The organism is Nocardia huaxiensis (assembly GCF_013744875.1).
Lineage (GTDB): Bacteria > Actinomycetota > Actinomycetes > Mycobacteriales > Mycobacteriaceae > Nocardia > Nocardia huaxiensis.
The window spans coordinates 243,881-259,463 of sequence record NZ_CP059399.1; the positions used below are offsets into that span (position 1 = coordinate 243,881).

Annotated in this window: 16 protein-coding genes; 7 read left to right on the forward strand and 9 right to left on the reverse strand. The window is 67.3% G+C overall.

The genetic code is table 11. The features are described 5' to 3' along the window. The first annotated feature begins 1 nt into the window (after window position 1). Window positions 2-1,081, forward strand: a complete 1,080-nt coding sequence (locus tag H0264_RS01110) for an ABC transporter ATP-binding protein (RefSeq protein WP_181582231.1) — start codon at window positions 2-4, stop codon at window positions 1,079-1,081. A 79-nt stretch (window positions 1,082-1,160) separates the two neighbouring features. Here the strand turns inward: H0264_RS01110 and H0264_RS38220 are convergent, their stop codons facing one another. Genes H0264_RS38220 through H0264_RS01125 form a run of 4 tightly spaced genes read right to left on the reverse strand, consistent with a single transcriptional unit; the run spans window position 1,161 to window position 4,979 of the window. Next, window positions 1,161-1,685: an AAA family ATPase gene (locus H0264_RS38220; protein ID WP_231083779.1), complete on the reverse strand. Its 525-nt coding sequence runs from the start codon at window positions 1,683-1,685 to the stop codon at window positions 1,161-1,163. Beyond that, window positions 1,682-3,664, reverse strand: coding sequence for a M13 family metallopeptidase (locus H0264_RS38225; RefSeq protein ID WP_220139932.1), 1,983 nt, complete (start codon window positions 3,662-3,664; stop codon window positions 1,682-1,684). The genes H0264_RS38220 and H0264_RS38225 overlap by 4 nt, the downstream gene beginning before the upstream one ends. A 51-nt stretch (window positions 3,665-3,715) precedes the next feature. Further along, window positions 3,716-4,096 carry a DUF397 domain-containing protein gene (locus H0264_RS01120; RefSeq protein ID WP_181582232.1) on the reverse strand — a complete coding sequence of 127 codons (381 nt, stop codon included), beginning with the start codon at window positions 4,094-4,096 and terminating at the stop codon, window positions 3,716-3,718. A gap of 31 nt (window positions 4,097-4,127) precedes the next feature. Then, a complete protein-coding gene (locus tag H0264_RS01125) occupies window positions 4,128-4,979 on the reverse strand; it encodes a Scr1 family TA system antitoxin-like transcriptional regulator (protein WP_181582233.1) in 852 nt (283 codons plus the stop codon). A 90-nt stretch (window positions 4,980-5,069) separates the two neighbouring features. On the opposite strand from H0264_RS01125, the gene H0264_RS01130 reads away from it, so the two are divergent. Beyond that, window positions 5,070-5,537, forward strand: a complete 468-nt coding sequence (locus tag H0264_RS01130; RefSeq protein WP_181582234.1) for a hypothetical protein — start codon at window positions 5,070-5,072, stop codon at window positions 5,535-5,537. Between the two features lie 30 nt (window positions 5,538-5,567). Here H0264_RS01130 and H0264_RS01135 read toward each other — a convergent pair whose 3' ends face one another. Beyond that, window positions 5,568-6,086, reverse strand: a complete 519-nt coding sequence (locus H0264_RS01135) for a DUF4190 domain-containing protein (protein ID WP_181582235.1) — start codon at window positions 6,084-6,086, stop codon at window positions 5,568-5,570. Window positions 6,087-6,179: 93 nt separating this feature from the next. Next, window positions 6,180-6,953 carry a pirin family protein gene (locus tag H0264_RS01140; RefSeq protein WP_181582236.1) on the reverse strand — a complete coding sequence of 258 codons (774 nt, stop codon included), beginning with the start codon at window positions 6,951-6,953 and terminating at the stop codon, window positions 6,180-6,182. A gap of 256 nt (window positions 6,954-7,209) precedes the next feature. Between H0264_RS01140 and H0264_RS01145 the strand changes: the two genes are divergently transcribed. The 3 genes from H0264_RS01145 to H0264_RS01155 all read left to right on the forward strand — a co-directional run bounded on the left by H0264_RS01145 (window position 7,210) and on the right by H0264_RS01155 (window position 11,013). Further along, a complete protein-coding gene (locus tag H0264_RS01145) occupies window positions 7,210-7,680 on the forward strand; it encodes an NUDIX hydrolase (RefSeq protein WP_181582237.1) in 471 nt (156 codons plus the stop codon). A gap of 80 nt (window positions 7,681-7,760) precedes the next feature. Next, complete coding sequence (locus H0264_RS01150; protein WP_420832026.1) at window positions 7,761-9,074, forward strand: MFS transporter; 1,314 nt, start codon at window positions 7,761-7,763, stop codon at window positions 9,072-9,074. Between the two features lie 274 nt (window positions 9,075-9,348). Continuing rightward, window positions 9,349-11,013, forward strand: coding sequence for a DUF4185 domain-containing protein (locus H0264_RS01155; protein ID WP_181582239.1), 1,665 nt, complete (start codon window positions 9,349-9,351; stop codon window positions 11,011-11,013). A 21-nt stretch (window positions 11,014-11,034) separates the two neighbouring features. On the opposite strand, the gene H0264_RS01160 is transcribed toward H0264_RS01155, so the two are convergent. The 3 genes from H0264_RS01160 to H0264_RS01170 all read right to left on the reverse strand — a co-directional run bounded on the left by H0264_RS01160 (window position 11,035) and on the right by H0264_RS01170 (window position 13,646). After that, window positions 11,035-11,901, reverse strand: coding sequence for a 5-oxoprolinase subunit C family protein (locus H0264_RS01160; protein WP_181582240.1), 867 nt, complete (start codon window positions 11,899-11,901; stop codon window positions 11,035-11,037). A 208-nt stretch (window positions 11,902-12,109) separates the two neighbouring features. Further along, the gene (locus tag H0264_RS01165; RefSeq protein ID WP_181582241.1) at window positions 12,110-12,841 is read right to left on the reverse strand and encodes a 5-oxoprolinase subunit B family protein; all 732 of its coding nucleotides are present in this window, start codon (window positions 12,839-12,841) and stop codon (window positions 12,110-12,112) included. A gap of 49 nt (window positions 12,842-12,890) precedes the next feature. Beyond that, window positions 12,891-13,646 (reverse strand): LamB/YcsF family protein, encoded by a 756-nt coding sequence (locus tag H0264_RS01170; protein ID WP_181582242.1) that lies wholly within the window; start codon window positions 13,644-13,646, stop codon window positions 12,891-12,893. 79 nt (window positions 13,647-13,725) lie between these two features. Here H0264_RS01170 and H0264_RS01175 point away from each other — a divergent pair, with 79 nt between their 5' ends. Beyond that, entirely contained in the window at window positions 13,726-14,634 is a 909-nt protein-coding gene (locus tag H0264_RS01175) for an NAD-dependent epimerase/dehydratase family protein (protein WP_181582243.1), read from the forward strand. A 95-nt stretch (window positions 14,635-14,729) separates the two neighbouring features. Then, entirely contained in the window at window positions 14,730-15,557 is an 828-nt protein-coding gene (locus H0264_RS01180) for a hypothetical protein (protein ID WP_181582244.1), read from the forward strand. Window positions 15,558-15,583 lie beyond the last annotated feature (26 nt).

Sequence of the window (15,583 nt, forward strand, 5' to 3'; positions counted from 1 at the left end):
TATGGCGACTGTGCAGTTCGACGGCGTGAGCCTCACCTACCCGGGAGCTCCCGCCCCCGCGGTCGAAGACCTGAGCCTGGAGATCGCCGACGGCGAATTCCTGGTTCTGGTCGGCCCGTCCGGCTGCGGCAAATCCACCAGTCTGCGCATGCTGGCGGGCCTCGAAGCGGTGACCAGCGGCCGCATCCACATCGGCGACCGCGACGTGACGGCCCTCGCGCCCCGTGCCCGCGACGTGGCCATGGTCTTCCAGAGCTACGCCCTCTACCCCAACATGACCGTGGCCGACAATATGGGCTTCGCCCTCCGCAATGCCGGAATGTCCAAGTCCGACACCATGGTTCGCGTCCGAGAAGCAGCCGCCATGCTCGAACTCGAAGACCTCCTGGACCGCAAACCCGCCCGCCTCTCTGGCGGCCAGCGCCAGCGCGTGGCCATGGGCCGAGCCATAGTCCGCCGCCCCCAGGTCTTCTGCATGGACGAACCGCTCTCCAACCTGGACGCCAAACTCCGGGTCAGCACCCGCTCCCAGATCGCCGCATTGCAGAAACGCCTGGGCACCACCACGGTCTACGTCACCCACGACCAGGTCGAGGCCATGACCATGGGCCACCGGGTAGCGGTCATGCGCGACGGCAAACTCCAGCAGATCGCCGCGCCCCGTGAACTCTACGACGACCCGGTCAATGCGTTCGTCGCCGGCTTCATCGGATCCCCGGCGATGAACCTGCTCACCGCTCCGGTGATCGACGGCGCGGCCGTGCTGAACGAGCTGCGAATCCCGGTGCTGCGCAAGGACGCCCGCGATAAGGTGATCATCGGCATCCGCCCCGAATCCTGGGACGTCACCACCGACCCGACCGACGCCCTCGCGGTCGAGGTGGAACTCCTCGAAGAACTCGGTGCCGAGTCGTTCCTCTACTCCCACGGCATCACCGACCAGTGGTCCAGCCGCTCCGGCCGCATAGTCGCCCGGGTGGACCGCCGCTTCCAAGTTGCCCTCGGCGACCGCCTCTACCTGAAGCCCAAGCCCGGCGAAGTCTTCTACTTCGACGCCGAAACCGAACTGCGCCTTCGGTAATCGCCACCCCAGACCATTCCGGCGTATCCGAGCCCCTCGTCGTGCAAGCACGGTGGGGGGCTCGTGCCATACCCCGGTCTCAGGGCATTGGCCGCGCCTGGTCCAAGATCGCGTTCACGGTTTCGTCGACGGTGAGATCCGAAGTGTCGAGCCACAATCCGATGCGCGGGGTGGTGGAGTGGAGACCGGTGTCGAGGTCTTCCACGGTGTAGGAACCGTAGGCTTTCTTCGCACGTCCCGCTTCACGAGCTGCGACCACCTCCGGACGAGGAGCCAGGACGACGACGTAGCGAGGGCGGGTGCGGATCCGCTCGGCGAACCAGGGGAGGTAGTCGCCGAGGACCACGTCCTGGACGACGGCGGTGAAGCCGTTGTCCGCGTAGGCGTCCGCGGTCCGGGCAGCCAGTTGGTACCGGAGGCGGAGTTGGACGAGAGCCTCTTCGGGCGGGTCGGGGCGCATTTCCTCGCGGCCGTTCACGACGAAACGGCGGAAGGCGTCGCCACGCACGTGGGCCGTGCGCGGCAGACGCTCCGCCAAGGCTTGGGCCACAGTGGATTTGCCTGCGGCCTGGATTCCGGTGATGAGGTAGACGGCTGGGGTCACCAGATCTTCACGCGCTCCGCCGGGTCCAGGTAGAGGGAGTCGCCCGGCTGGACCTCGAAGGCTTCGTGGAAGGTGTCGAGGTTGCGGATGACGCCGTTGCAGCGGAATTCGGGCGGGGAGTGCGGGTCCACGGCGAGGCGGCGGATGGCTTCTTCCTTGCGGGCCTTGGTGCGCCACACCTGGGCCCAGCCGAAGAAGACGCGCTGGAGGCCGGTGAGGCCGTCGATGACCGGGGGCTCCTTGCCGTCGAGGGAGATCTTGTACGCCTCCAGGGCGATGGAGAGGCCGCCGAGGTCGCCGATGTTCTCGCCGATGGTGAACTCGCCGTTGACCTTGTGGTCGTCGGAGAGGTCCTTGGGGGAGAAGTCGTTGTACTGGTTGATGAGAGCCGTTGTGCGCTTGGCGAATTCGGTGCGGTCGGACTCGGTCCACCAGTCGACCATGTTGCCGTCGCCGTCGTATTTGGAGCCCTGGTCGTCGAAGCCGTGGCCGATCTCGTGGCCGATGACCGCGCCGATGCCGCCGTAGTTGGCGGCGTCGTCGGCGTTCATGTCGAAGAAGGGCGGCTGGAGAATGGCTGCGGGGAAGACGATTTCGTTCATGCCGGGGTTGTAGTAGGCATTCACGGTCTGCGGGGTCATGAACCATTCGCCGCGATCCACGGGGCCGCCGAGCTTGTTCAGGTCGCGGTCGTGTTCGGCGGCGTAGCCGTTGCGGTAGTTGCCCACCAGGTCCGCGGGGTCGATCTTGATGGCCGCGTAGTCGCGCCACTCGTCCGGGTAGCCGATCTTGGGGGTGAACTTCTCCAGCTTGGCCAGGGCGGCCTGACGGGTTTCGGGGCCCATCCACTCCAGCCGGGAGATATTGCGGCGGTACGCCTCCTGCAGGTTCTCCACCAGTTCGACCATGCGGGCCTTGGCCTCCGGCGGGAAGTGCCGGGCCACATACAGTTTGCCGACCGCTTCGCCGAGCAGGTCCTGCACCAGGGAGACGCCGCGCTTCCAGCGTTCCCGGTTCTCGGGGGCGCCGGTGAGGGTGCGGCCGTAGAAGGAGAAGTTCTCCTCGACCAGTTCGTCGGTCAGATAGGCGGCGCGGGCCTTCACCACGCGCCAGGCCGCCCAGGCCCTCCAGTCGTCGAGCGACTCCGACTGCCACAGCTGCGCGAAGGTGCGCACGTAATCGGGCTGGCGGACAACCAGTTCCGCGAACAGTTCCGCACCGGACCTGTCCACGCCCTCGGCGAGCGCCGAAGTCCAGGCGTTCCAGTCGAATTCGGGATTCTCTGCGGCGAGCGCGTCGAAAGTGGTGAGGTTGTAGCTCTTTTCGGCGTCGCGGCGGCGCACCACATCCCAGTGCCCGGCGGCCAGCTTCTGCTCCAGGTCGAACACGCGCTGCGCGTCGTGATCCACGCCCGCCAGTTCGAACATGCGGCGAATGTGCGCGACGTACTTGTCGCGGATCTCCGCGTATTCGTCCTTGTGGTAGTAGGACTCGTCGGGCAGGCCGATGCCGGACTGGGAGGCGTGCACCAGGTAGCGGGTCGAGTCCTTGTCGTCGGTGTCGACGTAGAAGACGATCGCGCCGCCGACGCCGGTGCGCTGCAACCGGCCGATGAGGGCCGCGAAGTCGGCGCGGTCGGACACCGCGCGGACGGCGGCCAGTTCCTCGGCGATCGGGGTCAGGCCCGCGGCCTGGACGGTGGCCTCGTCCATGAAGCTGTTGTAGAGGTCACCGATCTTGCGCTCCTCGCTGCCGGGGGCGGCATTCGAGGCGGCGGCGTCCTGGATGATCCGCTGCACATCCTTCTCGGCCTGGTCGTAGAGCGTGCGGAAGGCGCCGTCGACCGCCCGATCGGACGGTATCTCGTACGAGTCCAGCCATTTGCCGTTGACGTGCGCGAACAGGTCGTCCTGCACCCGCACACCCGCGTCCACGAACGACAGGTCGATACCGGAAGGGTTGTTCAGCTGCGAAGTCACGCAGTCCACATTAGGCCGAGTTCCGGTCTCCGGGGCCGGACGCCCGCTCGGCTAGGAGTGAACAGGAATCCGATCGAACTCGCCGTCGCGGACTCCGGCAATGAAGGCTTCCCACTCACCGGGGGTGTAGACCAGGGTGATCTCGCCGCGGCGCAGCGTGGTGTGGCCGTCGGCGGCGGTGTGGGCGGTCAGCTCGACGGGGTGCGCGGGCCGGCCGGTGAGGTGGTCGAGGAATGCCATCCATTCGGTGGCGGTGACGGTGATGACGGGTTCGGTCTCGGGTCGATTCGCGGGATCGCGGCGGTACTTGCTGTCGCGGATGTGCACCGTCGCGCCGTCGAAACGGACTTCGACACATTGATTTCCATTATTCGTGCGGGTGGAGGTGAACCACTCGCGGGAATCCGGGAAGTATTTCGCGTTGGTAATCATGTGGAGCATTTTACCGTTTTTCACGCGTCTCCTACCCTTGCGAATAATGTTTGATCAACTCCAAAGACTCTGTGCGGCTGAGAGATTGATCCAGGGCGCGCACTAATGCAAAAGCCAGATCGCGCACCAGCCCCGGATCGTCCACCGCGCCGCCGAATACTGAGCTTTCCACCCAGGCGAAAGTCGGCAGCGATTCTCCAGCGAAATCCAGCAGGTGAAAACTCGACCCGCCGAGAATCGCGCCGTGCGTCGCGGCGAACGGAATCACCCGCACCGTCACCGAATCCAGGTCTTCCAGCAGCTCCACCAGATGCTCGAGCTGACCGCGCAGCACCTTCGGACCGCCGATCTGCTGCAGCAGCGTGGCCTCACCCACCACCGCCGTCAACTCCACCCGCTCCGGGCCGCGCAAACGCTCCTGCCGGCGCATGCGCACGGCCACCAGCTGTTCCACCTGCACCGGCCGGATCATTACATCGGCACTGATGAGCGCGCGCGCATACTCCTCGGTCTGGAGCAGGCCGGGAATCACCAGACTGTCGTAACTCCGAATACTCTCCGCCCCGACCTCCATGCCGTAATACCGCTGCAGTTCCGGCCCCAGCAAGGCCGGCGATTTCGCCCACCAGCCGCGTTCCTTGCTCAGCGCCAGCAGCTCCTGAAGTTCCTCGCGCTCTTCACCATCCACCTCGAGCAACTCCAGCACCGGGCCGATGGTGTTCACGGTGAGAACCCGGCGGCCCTTCTCCACGTGCGACCAATTGGCCGGAGTGAAGCCGACGCGCTTGGCGAACGTCGCCGAATCGAAGCCGCGCTGCTCGCGCAGCTCCCGCAGGCGCAGAACCAGCTCCCACCGAGCAACAGTGGGCGAAACGGGTGCCATGAGTTGGGATCGTACGCCTGCGAACTCGCGGGCGTGTGACTATTGTCATAGCGTTTGCTGCGGAATAGGGTCGGTAGCAGGAGGTTCGCCATGAGCGCGCTGGACCCGTCCTCGTATACCGCCACCCAGGAAGCGCTGGCACGGTGCCGCCGCTACCGCAAGGAGCACGGCCTGTACGGCGTCGTCGACTCGGCGCTCGGACGGATCATGCTGGAGATCGGGGCCGTCGGCGCCGTCACCATGCCCGCCGATCTCGGCAAGAAGGTCTGTGACAGGTTGAAGTCCGGCCAGCGCTGCGGGCCCGTCATCGCCCATCCGCGTTCCGGCCGTTGGACTTTCCTCACCGGGCCCACCGACGACTCGTATCTCGACATGAGCCTGTTCTCGGATCTGTTCAGCGAGTGCGCGGCCGTCGCGCTGCCCGGTAGCCACATCGTGCTGCCCTCACCCACCGACGAACACAATGGCTACCGCGCGTGGATCTGCCCGCCGATCGGGGACTTCCGGCCCGATCTCGGCGAAGTCGTCAGTGCGACCCGTGAATGCCGGGTGCACTGAACGACTTTCGGCACCGAGCAAACGCTCGGCTCAGGGGGTCGGCTGCGGCGTCAGCGTGACGCTGAACTTGTCCTCCACGCGCCGATTGAACTCGCGCTCACACTGATCGAGCTTGGCCTGATCGCTGCCGGCCTTCTGCGCGCAGTCGATGTAGTCGGTGAACCCGGTCTCCTCCGCGGCGGTCCAGATGATCAGACCCCAGATGACCGAGCCGATGATGCCGATGATGCCCAGCACCACGCCGGTGATCGCCATGCCCATACCGCCCGCGCGGCCACCGCGAATCTTGACGATGGCGATCAGGCCGAGGATCGCGGCGACGAGGCCGAGCAGAATGCCGCCGACAACCGTGAGAATGGCGGGCAACGCGATGATGCCGAGCACCATGGCTGTGATGGCCATGCCCTTGCCCTTCGGAGATTCCTGCCAGTACTGCTGACCGCCGCCGGGCGGCGGGGGCGAATACCCTCCGGGCTGCTGGGGATAACCGCCGGGCGGGGGCGAGGGGTACTGCTCGCCGTACTGGCCGGGGGGCGGGTATTGCGACATGGGGCGTCCTTCCGTCGGTGCTGCTCCCGGTATCGCACACGCGCGGACGAGCCGTTAACGTGCCCGGTTCGCCCGGAATTGCTGAGCTAGATGCTATTGCCCACCCAGCCGGGCATGCATCTCCCACACCAGAATCTCCGCGGGAACGTTCGCCGTGATGCGCTGCCCGCCGCTCCGGGCCATCCGCACCGCGTCCCCCTCGTACAGCGGACCCACACCTTCCATCTCCACCTGCCCCCTGGCCACGAAAAGATGCAGATAGGGGGCTTCCGGTAGTCGGATCTCGGTCGCCGGATCGGACATCCGCGCCACGTGCATGGCGGCGTGGGAACTGTTGATGGAGATGGCCGTCCGATCGCGATAGCGCGGCAGCCCCGACGCGACCGTCACCAGGCCGCCGGCGGCCAGCTCGTCGTCGACCTCCAGCTGCTGATAGCCGGGCGTCAGGCCGGAGTCGTCCGGCACCACCCACATCTGCACGAAATGCACCGGCTCGTCGTGTTCCGGATTCGCGCTGATCCGCCACGAATCGTTCTTCTCCGAATGCAGGATGCCGGTGCCCGCGCTCATCCGCTGCGCCAGACCCGGATAGATCACCCCGTTGTGCCCCAGCGAATCCTGATGCACCAGGCTGCCGCTCAACACCCAGGTGACGATCTCCATATCCCGATGCGGATGGGTCTCGAACCCCTCACCGGGCAGGACGATGTCCTCATTGTTCACGAGCAGCAGCCCGTGATGGGTGTTGTCCGGATCGTAGTGTTCCCCGAACGAAAACGAATGCTTCGAATCCAGCCACGCCACACGGGTTTTCATGCGGTCGCCGCCACGATGGACATCGATGTGTGGTGTCGTGAGCGTGGACACCGCCGTACTCCTCTCACCGGCGAGCACCGATCACATTCAGCGTAGGTGGACCTCCGGCACGTCTCGCTGAATTCCCGGTAAATTCTAACGTGCGGGCAGCACTGCTCCGTACGCCGCCGACCAGCCACTTCACCGCCGGCGGTCGATGCGGGCAAATGCCCGGCGCGTCAGCGCCACGCGAACCGTCCTCTCGGCGGGATTCGGACGGCGACCGTATCATGATGTGCCGCAAGTGAAACCGGAGGGAGAGCGAGGAATGCGACCCGAGGTACTCGCGGGCATCGAACGTGAACTCCGGCAGCAGGCCGATAGCGAGGGGATCGTCCACTTCGTGGTGGGCGTGGCCGTCTTCCAGGGAGGCAAACTCCTGGTCGTACGGCGTGTCGCAGACGACTGGCATGGGGGAATGTACGAACTGCCCGGGGGTGGAGTCGAATCCGGCGAAAGCTTCGCCGAATGCGTGGAACGCGAACTGTTCGAGGAAACCGGCTTACGGGTACGACGGATCACCGACGTACTCGGCGGATTCGATTACGCCACCCGCACGAAATCCCGCGTGCGGAAATACAGCTTCGTCGTCGAAGTGGAACCGGGGGAGGTATCGCTGGCACCGGGCGAACACGACCAATTCCAATGGATCGACGCCGACGGCCTCGACAGCCTGCCCATGGCCGAGGATATGCGGGCCGCGGTCTTCGCGCTGGTGACCACCCACCCGTCCCGGTGAACACACCCGCCTCGACCGGGCCGGCCCATTCCCCGCCGGCCCGGCGTTCACCGCGTGAATTCACGCGCCGCATACGCACCGTGCTGCGCGAGAGCCCGGGAGTGCTGCGGCTGACCACCATTCGGCTCGCCGGGCAATTCGGGGACGGCATGTTCCAGGGGGCGCTGTCGGGGGCGATCCTGTTCAATCCCGAACGGGAAACCGATCCGCTGGCCATCGCGGGCGGGTTCGCGGCGCTGCTGCTGCCGTACTCGATCATCGGGCCGTACGCGGGCGCGCTGCTGGACCGGTGGGACCGACGCACGGTGCTGCTGCTGGCGAACGTGCTGCGCGCGATGCTGATCGCGGTCACCGCCCTGGCCCTGCACGGCGGCGTGCGGGCCACGCCGCTGCTACTGCTCGCGCTGGCGGTGGTCGGCACGTCGCGGTTCCTGGGATCGGGTGTGTCGGCGTCGCTGCCGCATGTGCTGGCCCAGCACCGGCTGGTGCCGATGAATTCGATACTCGCGACCGTGGCCTCGGGCTTCACCATCGCCGGGGTGGGCACGGCATTCGCGATCATCAAAGTGGTGGGCGCGGGCGACTTCGGGTCGGCCGTGGCGGTGGCGGCGAGCACCGCCGGATCGGTGATCGCGGCGATAGCGGCGGCGGGGTTCGCACCGCATGCCCTCGGGCCGGACAGACCGGATAAGTATCCGGGGCCGGTGGCAGCGACGGAGATACCGGCGGTCGAGCAGCGAAGTGCGGTGCGCGCCATCGCGTCCGGGCTCCGGGCCGGGGCGACGGCGGCGTGGCAGTCGCGCGAGGTCACCACGGCGATGATCGGCATCGGGGCGCACCGCGTGGTGTTCGGGGCCGACACGCTGCTCATGGTGCTGGTACTGCGGCGCGGCGAGGGCGGGGTCGGCACGCACATGGCGAAATTCAGTGCGGCCATCTCGGCGGCCGGTGCGGGCATGGTGATCGCGGCCGTGGTCGCACCCATGCTGATTCCGCGATGGGGGCGGTCGAAGACCGTGGTCGCGGGACTGGCCACGGCCATCGTGGTGCAACTGCTGCTGGTCACGCCGATCACCTTCGCCACGGGGGTGGCCGAACGGTGGGCCGAAGTGGCGCTGCTGGCGGCCGCGTTCCTGCTGGGGCTGGCGGGGCAGACGATCAAGCTGACCGGGGACGCGGCCATGCAGATCGATATCGACGACACCCATCGCGGGCAGGTGTTCGCCCTGCAGGACACCGTTTTCAACATCACCTTCGTGCTGGCCATCGCGGGCACGGCGATGCTGATTCCGGCCGACGGGCGGTCGCCGGGGGTGGTGATCGCGGCGGCCGGGGTGTACGCGTGCGGGATCGCGGCCATCGCTCTCAATTCGCGCCGCACGGCCGGGCCGTAGCGGGCAGCCGCCACGCTGCCCGCGCGGTCCGGGTACCCGCCGCCCGGCGCGGTTTTCGGTCAGCAAATCGGATACGCACCTATCCGGGCCCGGGGTGGTGTTCGAATTTCCTCGGGGTCGGCCGACAGTGCGGTCGAGTCGGCCCGTCTTCCCCGCCGCAGCGGGTTCGTATCGGCTCGGTCACAACCGGCGCAGCGATCGGTTCCGCCTGACCTGGGTGTACGACTTGTCCGGTTACGGTGGGTCGATTCGATCTCGAGGAGACGCACACCCGATGGGACTCCGCCGACCGGCAGCTTCGACCCGCTCGGACAACCCTGCCGCGCTCGCGCTCTCGGGGGTCCTCACCCTCGGAGCCGTCCTGCTACCGGCCGCGCCGGCACACTCCGCGCCACACCCGTGGCAACCGCCACCCGTGAACAGCTGCGGGGAAACGGGATTCGATCCGCTCGCCCGGGAACGCGAACCCGGCACCACACCGCCGCCACCCGATACGACCGTTCGGATCGACGTGCCGGTGCCGGAGATCATCGAGGTGCCCGTCCCGGGACCCCAACCCGACAACACGCGCATTGTCGCCGAACCACTGCCCGCGGACCCGTGCGCGAACCCCTGCCCGGACATCCGCGACCGGCCGAAGCCACCCGATCCTGCGGATTCCGCCCTGCCGGAACAGAATCCGGACGACTCCGCTGCCCCGGATTCCGGCACCTCCGAACCCGCGCCTCCGCCGACCGGATCGGGCTCAGGTTCCGGCTCGGAGTCGGGGTCGGGGTCGGGTGGCGGCAGCGCGGCGATCCCGTGGCCGCACCTCGAGATCAACAAACAGACCGAACTCATCCCCATCCCGGTTCCGGGCGGCGAGGCACCCGAACCGCAGCCCGCGCCCGAACCCGCCTTCCAGGCAGCCGAACCCGCGCCCGTCGCCGCACCACCGGCCGTACCGGGTCTGGAATCCGTGCGAGTGGTCGAGCAGATCACCGGGCCGGGATCCACCAATCGCACGGATATGCGCTGGTCGGTGGACGGAACCGACCTGGGGCTCATCTGGGAGACCAAGCCCGGTGAGGTCGCGGTCGTGTTCGGCGACACCTTCGGCAAGGGCTGGGAACCCATCGGCGGCGGCACCGGGGACCAGGACTGGCGCAGCAACGTCCTCGCCTACAGCACCGACCGGGACCTGAGCGACGGGCTCACCCTCGACACCTTCGTGCAGGACAGCCGCTGCCACGCGGCGGAGATCCTGGACAGCCGCAAGATCAACAACTTCGAGATCACCACCATCCCCACCAGCGGCTTCACCCTCGGCGATCGGCAGTATCTGACCTACATGTCGGTCGCGCGCTGGAGCCGGATCCCGGGCATGTGGTACACCAACCTCGGCGGCATCGCCTGGTCCGACGACAATGGCAGCACCTGGACCAAATCCCAATGGGCGCAATGGCACAACCTGTTCGGACTCGGTCGCTTCCAGGTGTCCACCATGGTGCCGCACGGCGACCACGTCTACATGTTCGGCACACCCAACGGGCGCATGGGCATGATCGGCCTGGCCCGCGTGCCCCAGGACCAGATCCTCAACAAGACCGCCTACCAGTACTGGGTGAACGGCACCTGGGAACCGGCCAACGGGCCCGGCGAATTGTTCGCCACTCCACTGGTTTCCGGCACCGCCAGCGAACTCGCCATCCGATTCGACCAGGACAGCGGACTCTGGCAGATGATCTACCTCGACGTCACCCGCAACCAGATGGTGCTGCGCACCGCCGCCGAACCCCAGGGAACCTGGACGGAGCCGGTGCCACTGCTCAGCACCGACGACTATCCGACCGCCTACGGCGGCTTCATCCACCCGTGGTCCACCGGCAAGGACATCTACTTCACCATGTCCACCTGGAACGCCTACAACGTCTTCCTCATGCGTGCGACGCTGAACTGAATCCTGCTCCCGGGCAGTGGATTACGAGTCCGCACGATAGCGCAGGAACCGCACCGTCTGGCCCGGCCGGGCCTGCGCGACGGCGTCCACATCGGCATCGACCACGACACCGATGACGGGATAGCCGCCCGTGATCGGGTGATCCGCCAGGAAGACCACGGGCTGACCGCTCGGCGGAACCTGAATCGAACCCAAAGCCATTCCCTCGGTGGGCAATTCGCCCTGGATGGACCGTCGCAAAGGCGGCCCGTTCCGACGATCCAGGCGAGCGCCGATGCGGTCGGTGTCCTGCGAGACGGTCCAGTCGCCGTCGAAAAGCATTGCGGCATCGGTGAACCAGTCGTCCCGCGGGCCGAGCACGACGCGCGCGGTGAGCAGGCCGTCCAGCGGCGGTGCCACCGGAGCCACATCGATCGGCGAATAGGCGCGCGGAGGTGGCCCGATCGGCAGCACATCACCACTGCACAGCGGGGGCGGCCCAATTCCGGAGAGCGTGTCCCGGCTCCGTGAGCCCAGTACCGGTGCAATGTCGATCCCGCCCCGCACCGCCACATAGGCGCGCAAGCCGGACATTGCGTATCCGAGCCGAAGTCGTTGCCCCTCTTCAAGTTCCAGCACACTGGCGGCGCCTACTGGGCGGCCGTCCACGGTCGCCGGCGCGGACGCGCCCGTCACCGCGAGGGTCAGATGACTTTCCGCCAGGAGTTCCAGACCGCCCAGCAGCACCTCGATCGCGGCCGCGTCTTCCGAGTTTCCGACCAGCCGATTCGCCAAACGCAGCGAAGAACGATCAGCCGCCCCCGAAACACCCACACCAGACGTGAACCACCCGGGGCGCCCGAGATCCTGAATGGTCGCCAACGGCCCTACCTGCTCCACCCGAATCATTCGCACACCTCATGACGCGATGCCGACCCGACGTGCTCACCACAAGCCGCCGCGGCGAGACTCGGCACAATCCCTCCGTCTTCCCGGAGCGCTCTGGGCCGGGACCCACACCCGGGGCACTGAGCCGATCGCGGTGGATTCCGGCCAGAAGCATGCCGGAATGACGAAAACGGGCCGACTGGCCGGACTGACGCAAGTCGGGCGGCTCTCATGCCTGCGCCTCCACGGCACTGAATCGGACGCGTGTTCCGGCGGTGATGAGGGCGGGCGGGTCGCGGTCCACGTCCCACACGGGTAGGTCCGTGGTACCGATCAGCTGCCAGCCGCCGGGGCTGCGGCGGGGGTAGACCGCCGTGTAGCCGCCCGCCAGGGCGACCGCGCCGGCCGGAATCGCGGTGCGGGACTGGGCGCGGCGGGGGACGGTGAGGCGGCCGTCGGGGGATTCGAGGTAGCCGAAGCCCGGGGCGAAACCCACGAAAGCGCAACGCCATTCGGTGCCGGTGTGCTGGGCGATCAGCTCGGCGGGGGACAGGCCGAGCAGGGCTGCCGCCGATTCCAGGTCCTCGCCGTCGTAGCGGACCGGGATCAGCACCGGGTCGGCGTGGAAACCGTTGGTGGCCACCGCGTTGCCGGGACGATCGGCCTCGGCCGGACGCCAACCGGGATACTCCCGGGAACCGACCGCGACCCGTGCCTCGGCGGCGAGGCGAGCCAGTAGCGTATTCAGCTGTCGCCGAACGGAATCCGCTTCCTTCGGCGAAGACAGGGTGATCATTATCGTCTCGGCGGCGGGCAAGACGTCGACCACGCCCGTGAGACGGTCCCGCAGGGCTGCCACCAGATCCGCGAGCAGGGCCCGCGCGGGCGGGATCACCAGGAGGGCGCGGTCACCCGCCGCGCGGATCTCCCCTGTAACGTCTCGCCGATCGGACTCCCTCATAGGGCGCTCACCGAAACCTCATGCCGCATCCAGCGAATCTCATGGCGCATCATCCACCGAAAGCTCGGACCGGCGAATCAGATTCGTCCAGGACGGCGCGAATGCGCCGCGCCATTTCCACCGCTGCGGGCGAATCGCCGTGCACACAGATGCTGTCGGCCCGCACCGCTACCGTGCCGCCGTCCGTGGACTGCGCTTTTCCACTGCGCGCGATCGAAAGGGCCTGGGCCACCGCGGCATCCGCGCCGAGCACCGCACCCGGCGTTCCGCGTGCTGCGAGCAGGCCCTCGGGGGTGTAGGCGCGATCGGCGAAACCCTCACCGAAGAAAGGGGTTCCGGCTGCGAGCGCGGCGTTCTCCATCTCGGTGCCCGCCGGACCCAGCAGCGCCAGTTCGGGATCGAATTCGCGCATGGCCGAGACCACCGCGTCTGCCAGCGCGCGATCCGCGGCGGCCGCGTGATACAGCGCGCCATGGGGTTTCACGTAGCGGACGCGGTCACCGGCCGCGCGGGCGAAGGCCGCCAGGCTGCCGATCTGATACAGGGTCTCGTCGCGCAGTTCGGCGGGAGCGACCGTCAGGGCGCGGCGGCCGAAACCGGCCAGATCCCGGTAGCCGACGTGCGCGCCGATCCGGACGCCCTTCTCGACCGCGAGGGCACAGGCGCGGCGCATGATCGACGGGTCGCCGGCGTGGAAACCGCAGGCGATGTTCGCGCTGGTGACCACATCCAGCATGGCGGCGTCGTCGCCCATGGCGTACGCGCCGAAGCCCTCACCGAGATCACTGTTCAGATCCACACCCATATCCTCCCACCGCGAGAAATATGACGTGGCCCACATCGTTGAGCCGTCACGAGCGGAGGTCCCTACTTGTCCCATGGATATGAACGACACCGATAAGAAGGTTCTGCTGGCCGGTGCGAGCGGAGTACTGGGCGGCCACATCACCAATTCGCTGCGGCAGCACGGCTACCAGGTCGTCGCGCTCGGACGCGGCGCGGGAGCCGATATCCGGGCCGACCTCATGGACCGGGATCAGCTGCTGCGCGCCGTCGACGGGCTGCGCATCGACACCGTCGTGCACGCGGCCACCGCGCTGCGCAAAGCGCCCATGCGGCACAGAGACATGTACGCCACCGACGATCTGCGGATCGCGGGCACCGCCAATCTGGTGGAGGCCGCGAAAGCCGTTGGGGCCCGGCGCATGATCGCCGAATCCATGGTCTTCGGCTACGGGTACGAGGATTTCGGGGATCGGGTGCTCACCGAAGCCGACTCGTTCGGGCAGGGCGGCGGCAAGGGCGTGGCCCGGCATCTCGAAGGCATGCGGGTCAAAGAAGAACTCATGCTGAAAACGCCTGGCATCGAAGGGATCTCGCTGCGGTTCGGCATCTTCTACGGGCCGGGCGGCACCGAGGCCATCGTCGATATGCTGCGCAAACGGCAGTTGCCGGGCGTCAATGACCATGGACGGGTACTGCCGTGGGTCAACCTCGCCGACGCGGGCGCGGCCGTCGCGCTCGCCGTGGAAGGCGGGCGACCGGGCGCGGCCTACAACATCGCCGACGACACGCCGGTCGGGTTCGGCGGGCACATCCGCCTGGTCGCGGACACCTTCCACACGCCGAAGCCGATCACCCTGCCGAGTTGGCTGCTCACGCCCATGTCGTACGTGCACACCATCACCGGGGTGAACATGCGGGTGAGCACCGCGAAGGCGAAGTCGGAACTCGGCTGGAAGCCGCAGTACCCGGCCTGCGCCGACGGGCTGCGCGCACTCGCCGCCGCCTGACCAGCGAACTCGCGGGAATCGGACGTTCCCGTGTGATGTGGGTCGCAGCGAGACCCCTGGCGCTGTCACCCTCGGCCAGTACGCTCGAAGCAATCATGGCCACGTATTTCGATCCGAAGTCCTGGATGCCCCTGCGGGCGGTGGACATCGGCATGGACCTGGGGAAACGTCTGTTCGATCAGACGTGGGTGGATCAGTGGACCACCTTCACCACGGCGTGGCTGGACCCGGTCGCCGATTTCGGGGTCGGCACGGTCACCGCGCTCATGCCCGACGTGCTCATGACACTGCTGTCGGAGGGAATCCTCAGCCAGTTCGGCGGGCAGGAGGTGAACGCCACCCTCCTCGGACATGATCTGCGAGCCACGCTGCACACGCTCAAGGTGCGGCGGCGCGGGGCGCATTTCCAGACCAAAACCGTGCTGACACAACTGCATTGGAACCGGCATCCGATCGAAGAGCTCACCGTCATCGCGCACGGGGTGCGGATCATCCCGGGCGTACCGACCAAGATCCGGGCGGCGCAACTCGACTTCTCCGGGGTGATATCCATTGCGGCGCTGCTGGATTGGGTCAACACCTGGCAGCCGGACTGGGAATTGTCGCTCGGGCCGGACGGATTCGTGCTGGCCGAGCATCGAAGACGCCGAATCCGGGCGCTCGCCACCGCCGAGATCACCGACAACGTGCTCACCGTGAATGTGCACCGGGCACACTGGCGCAGAGTGCGGGCGCCGCGCAGCATGACGCGGCTCGATCCAATCCCGTTGACGGACCTACCGAATCAGCTCCGCATCCTGCGCGCCGAGCGCAACGGCGACTACATCGAGTTCGCGGCGGACGTACCCGGAATCACCGGCTCCTTCGACCTCGCGCAGATCCGCTCGGCCATCGTCGCCGGGACGACGCTGATCGTGTTCTGAGAGAACAACTCTCGCGGCTTACGGGG

Coding starts and splice junctions, on each gene's coding strand:
- H0264_RS01110 (WP_181582231.1), top strand. CDS start 2: ATGGCGACTGTGCAGTTCGACGGCGTGAGCCTCACCTACCCGGGAGCT.
- H0264_RS01120 (WP_181582232.1), bottom strand. CDS start 4,096: ATGATTACCAACGCGAAATACTTCCCGGATTCCCGCGAGTGGTTCACC.
- H0264_RS01125 (WP_181582233.1), bottom strand. CDS start 4,979: ATGGCACCCGTTTCGCCCACTGTTGCTCGGTGGGAGCTGGTTCTGCGC.
- H0264_RS01130 (WP_181582234.1), top strand. CDS start 5,070: ATGAGCGCGCTGGACCCGTCCTCGTATACCGCCACCCAGGAAGCGCTG.
- H0264_RS01135 (WP_181582235.1), bottom strand. CDS start 6,086: ATGTCGCAATACCCGCCCCCCGGCCAGTACGGCGAGCAGTACCCCTCG.
- H0264_RS01145 (WP_181582237.1), top strand. CDS start 7,210: ATGCGACCCGAGGTACTCGCGGGCATCGAACGTGAACTCCGGCAGCAG.
- H0264_RS01155 (WP_181582239.1), top strand. CDS start 9,349: ATGGGACTCCGCCGACCGGCAGCTTCGACCCGCTCGGACAACCCTGCC.
- H0264_RS01160 (WP_181582240.1), bottom strand. CDS start 11,901: ATGATTCGGGTGGAGCAGGTAGGGCCGTTGGCGACCATTCAGGATCTC.
- H0264_RS01165 (WP_181582241.1), bottom strand. CDS start 12,841: ATGAGGGAGTCCGATCGGCGAGACGTTACAGGGGAGATCCGCGCGGCG.
- H0264_RS01170 (WP_181582242.1), bottom strand. CDS start 13,646: ATGGGTGTGGATCTGAACAGTGATCTCGGTGAGGGCTTCGGCGCGTAC.
- H0264_RS01175 (WP_181582243.1), top strand. CDS start 13,726: ATGAACGACACCGATAAGAAGGTTCTGCTGGCCGGTGCGAGCGGAGTA.
- H0264_RS01180 (WP_181582244.1), top strand. CDS start 14,730: ATGGCCACGTATTTCGATCCGAAGTCCTGGATGCCCCTGCGGGCGGTG.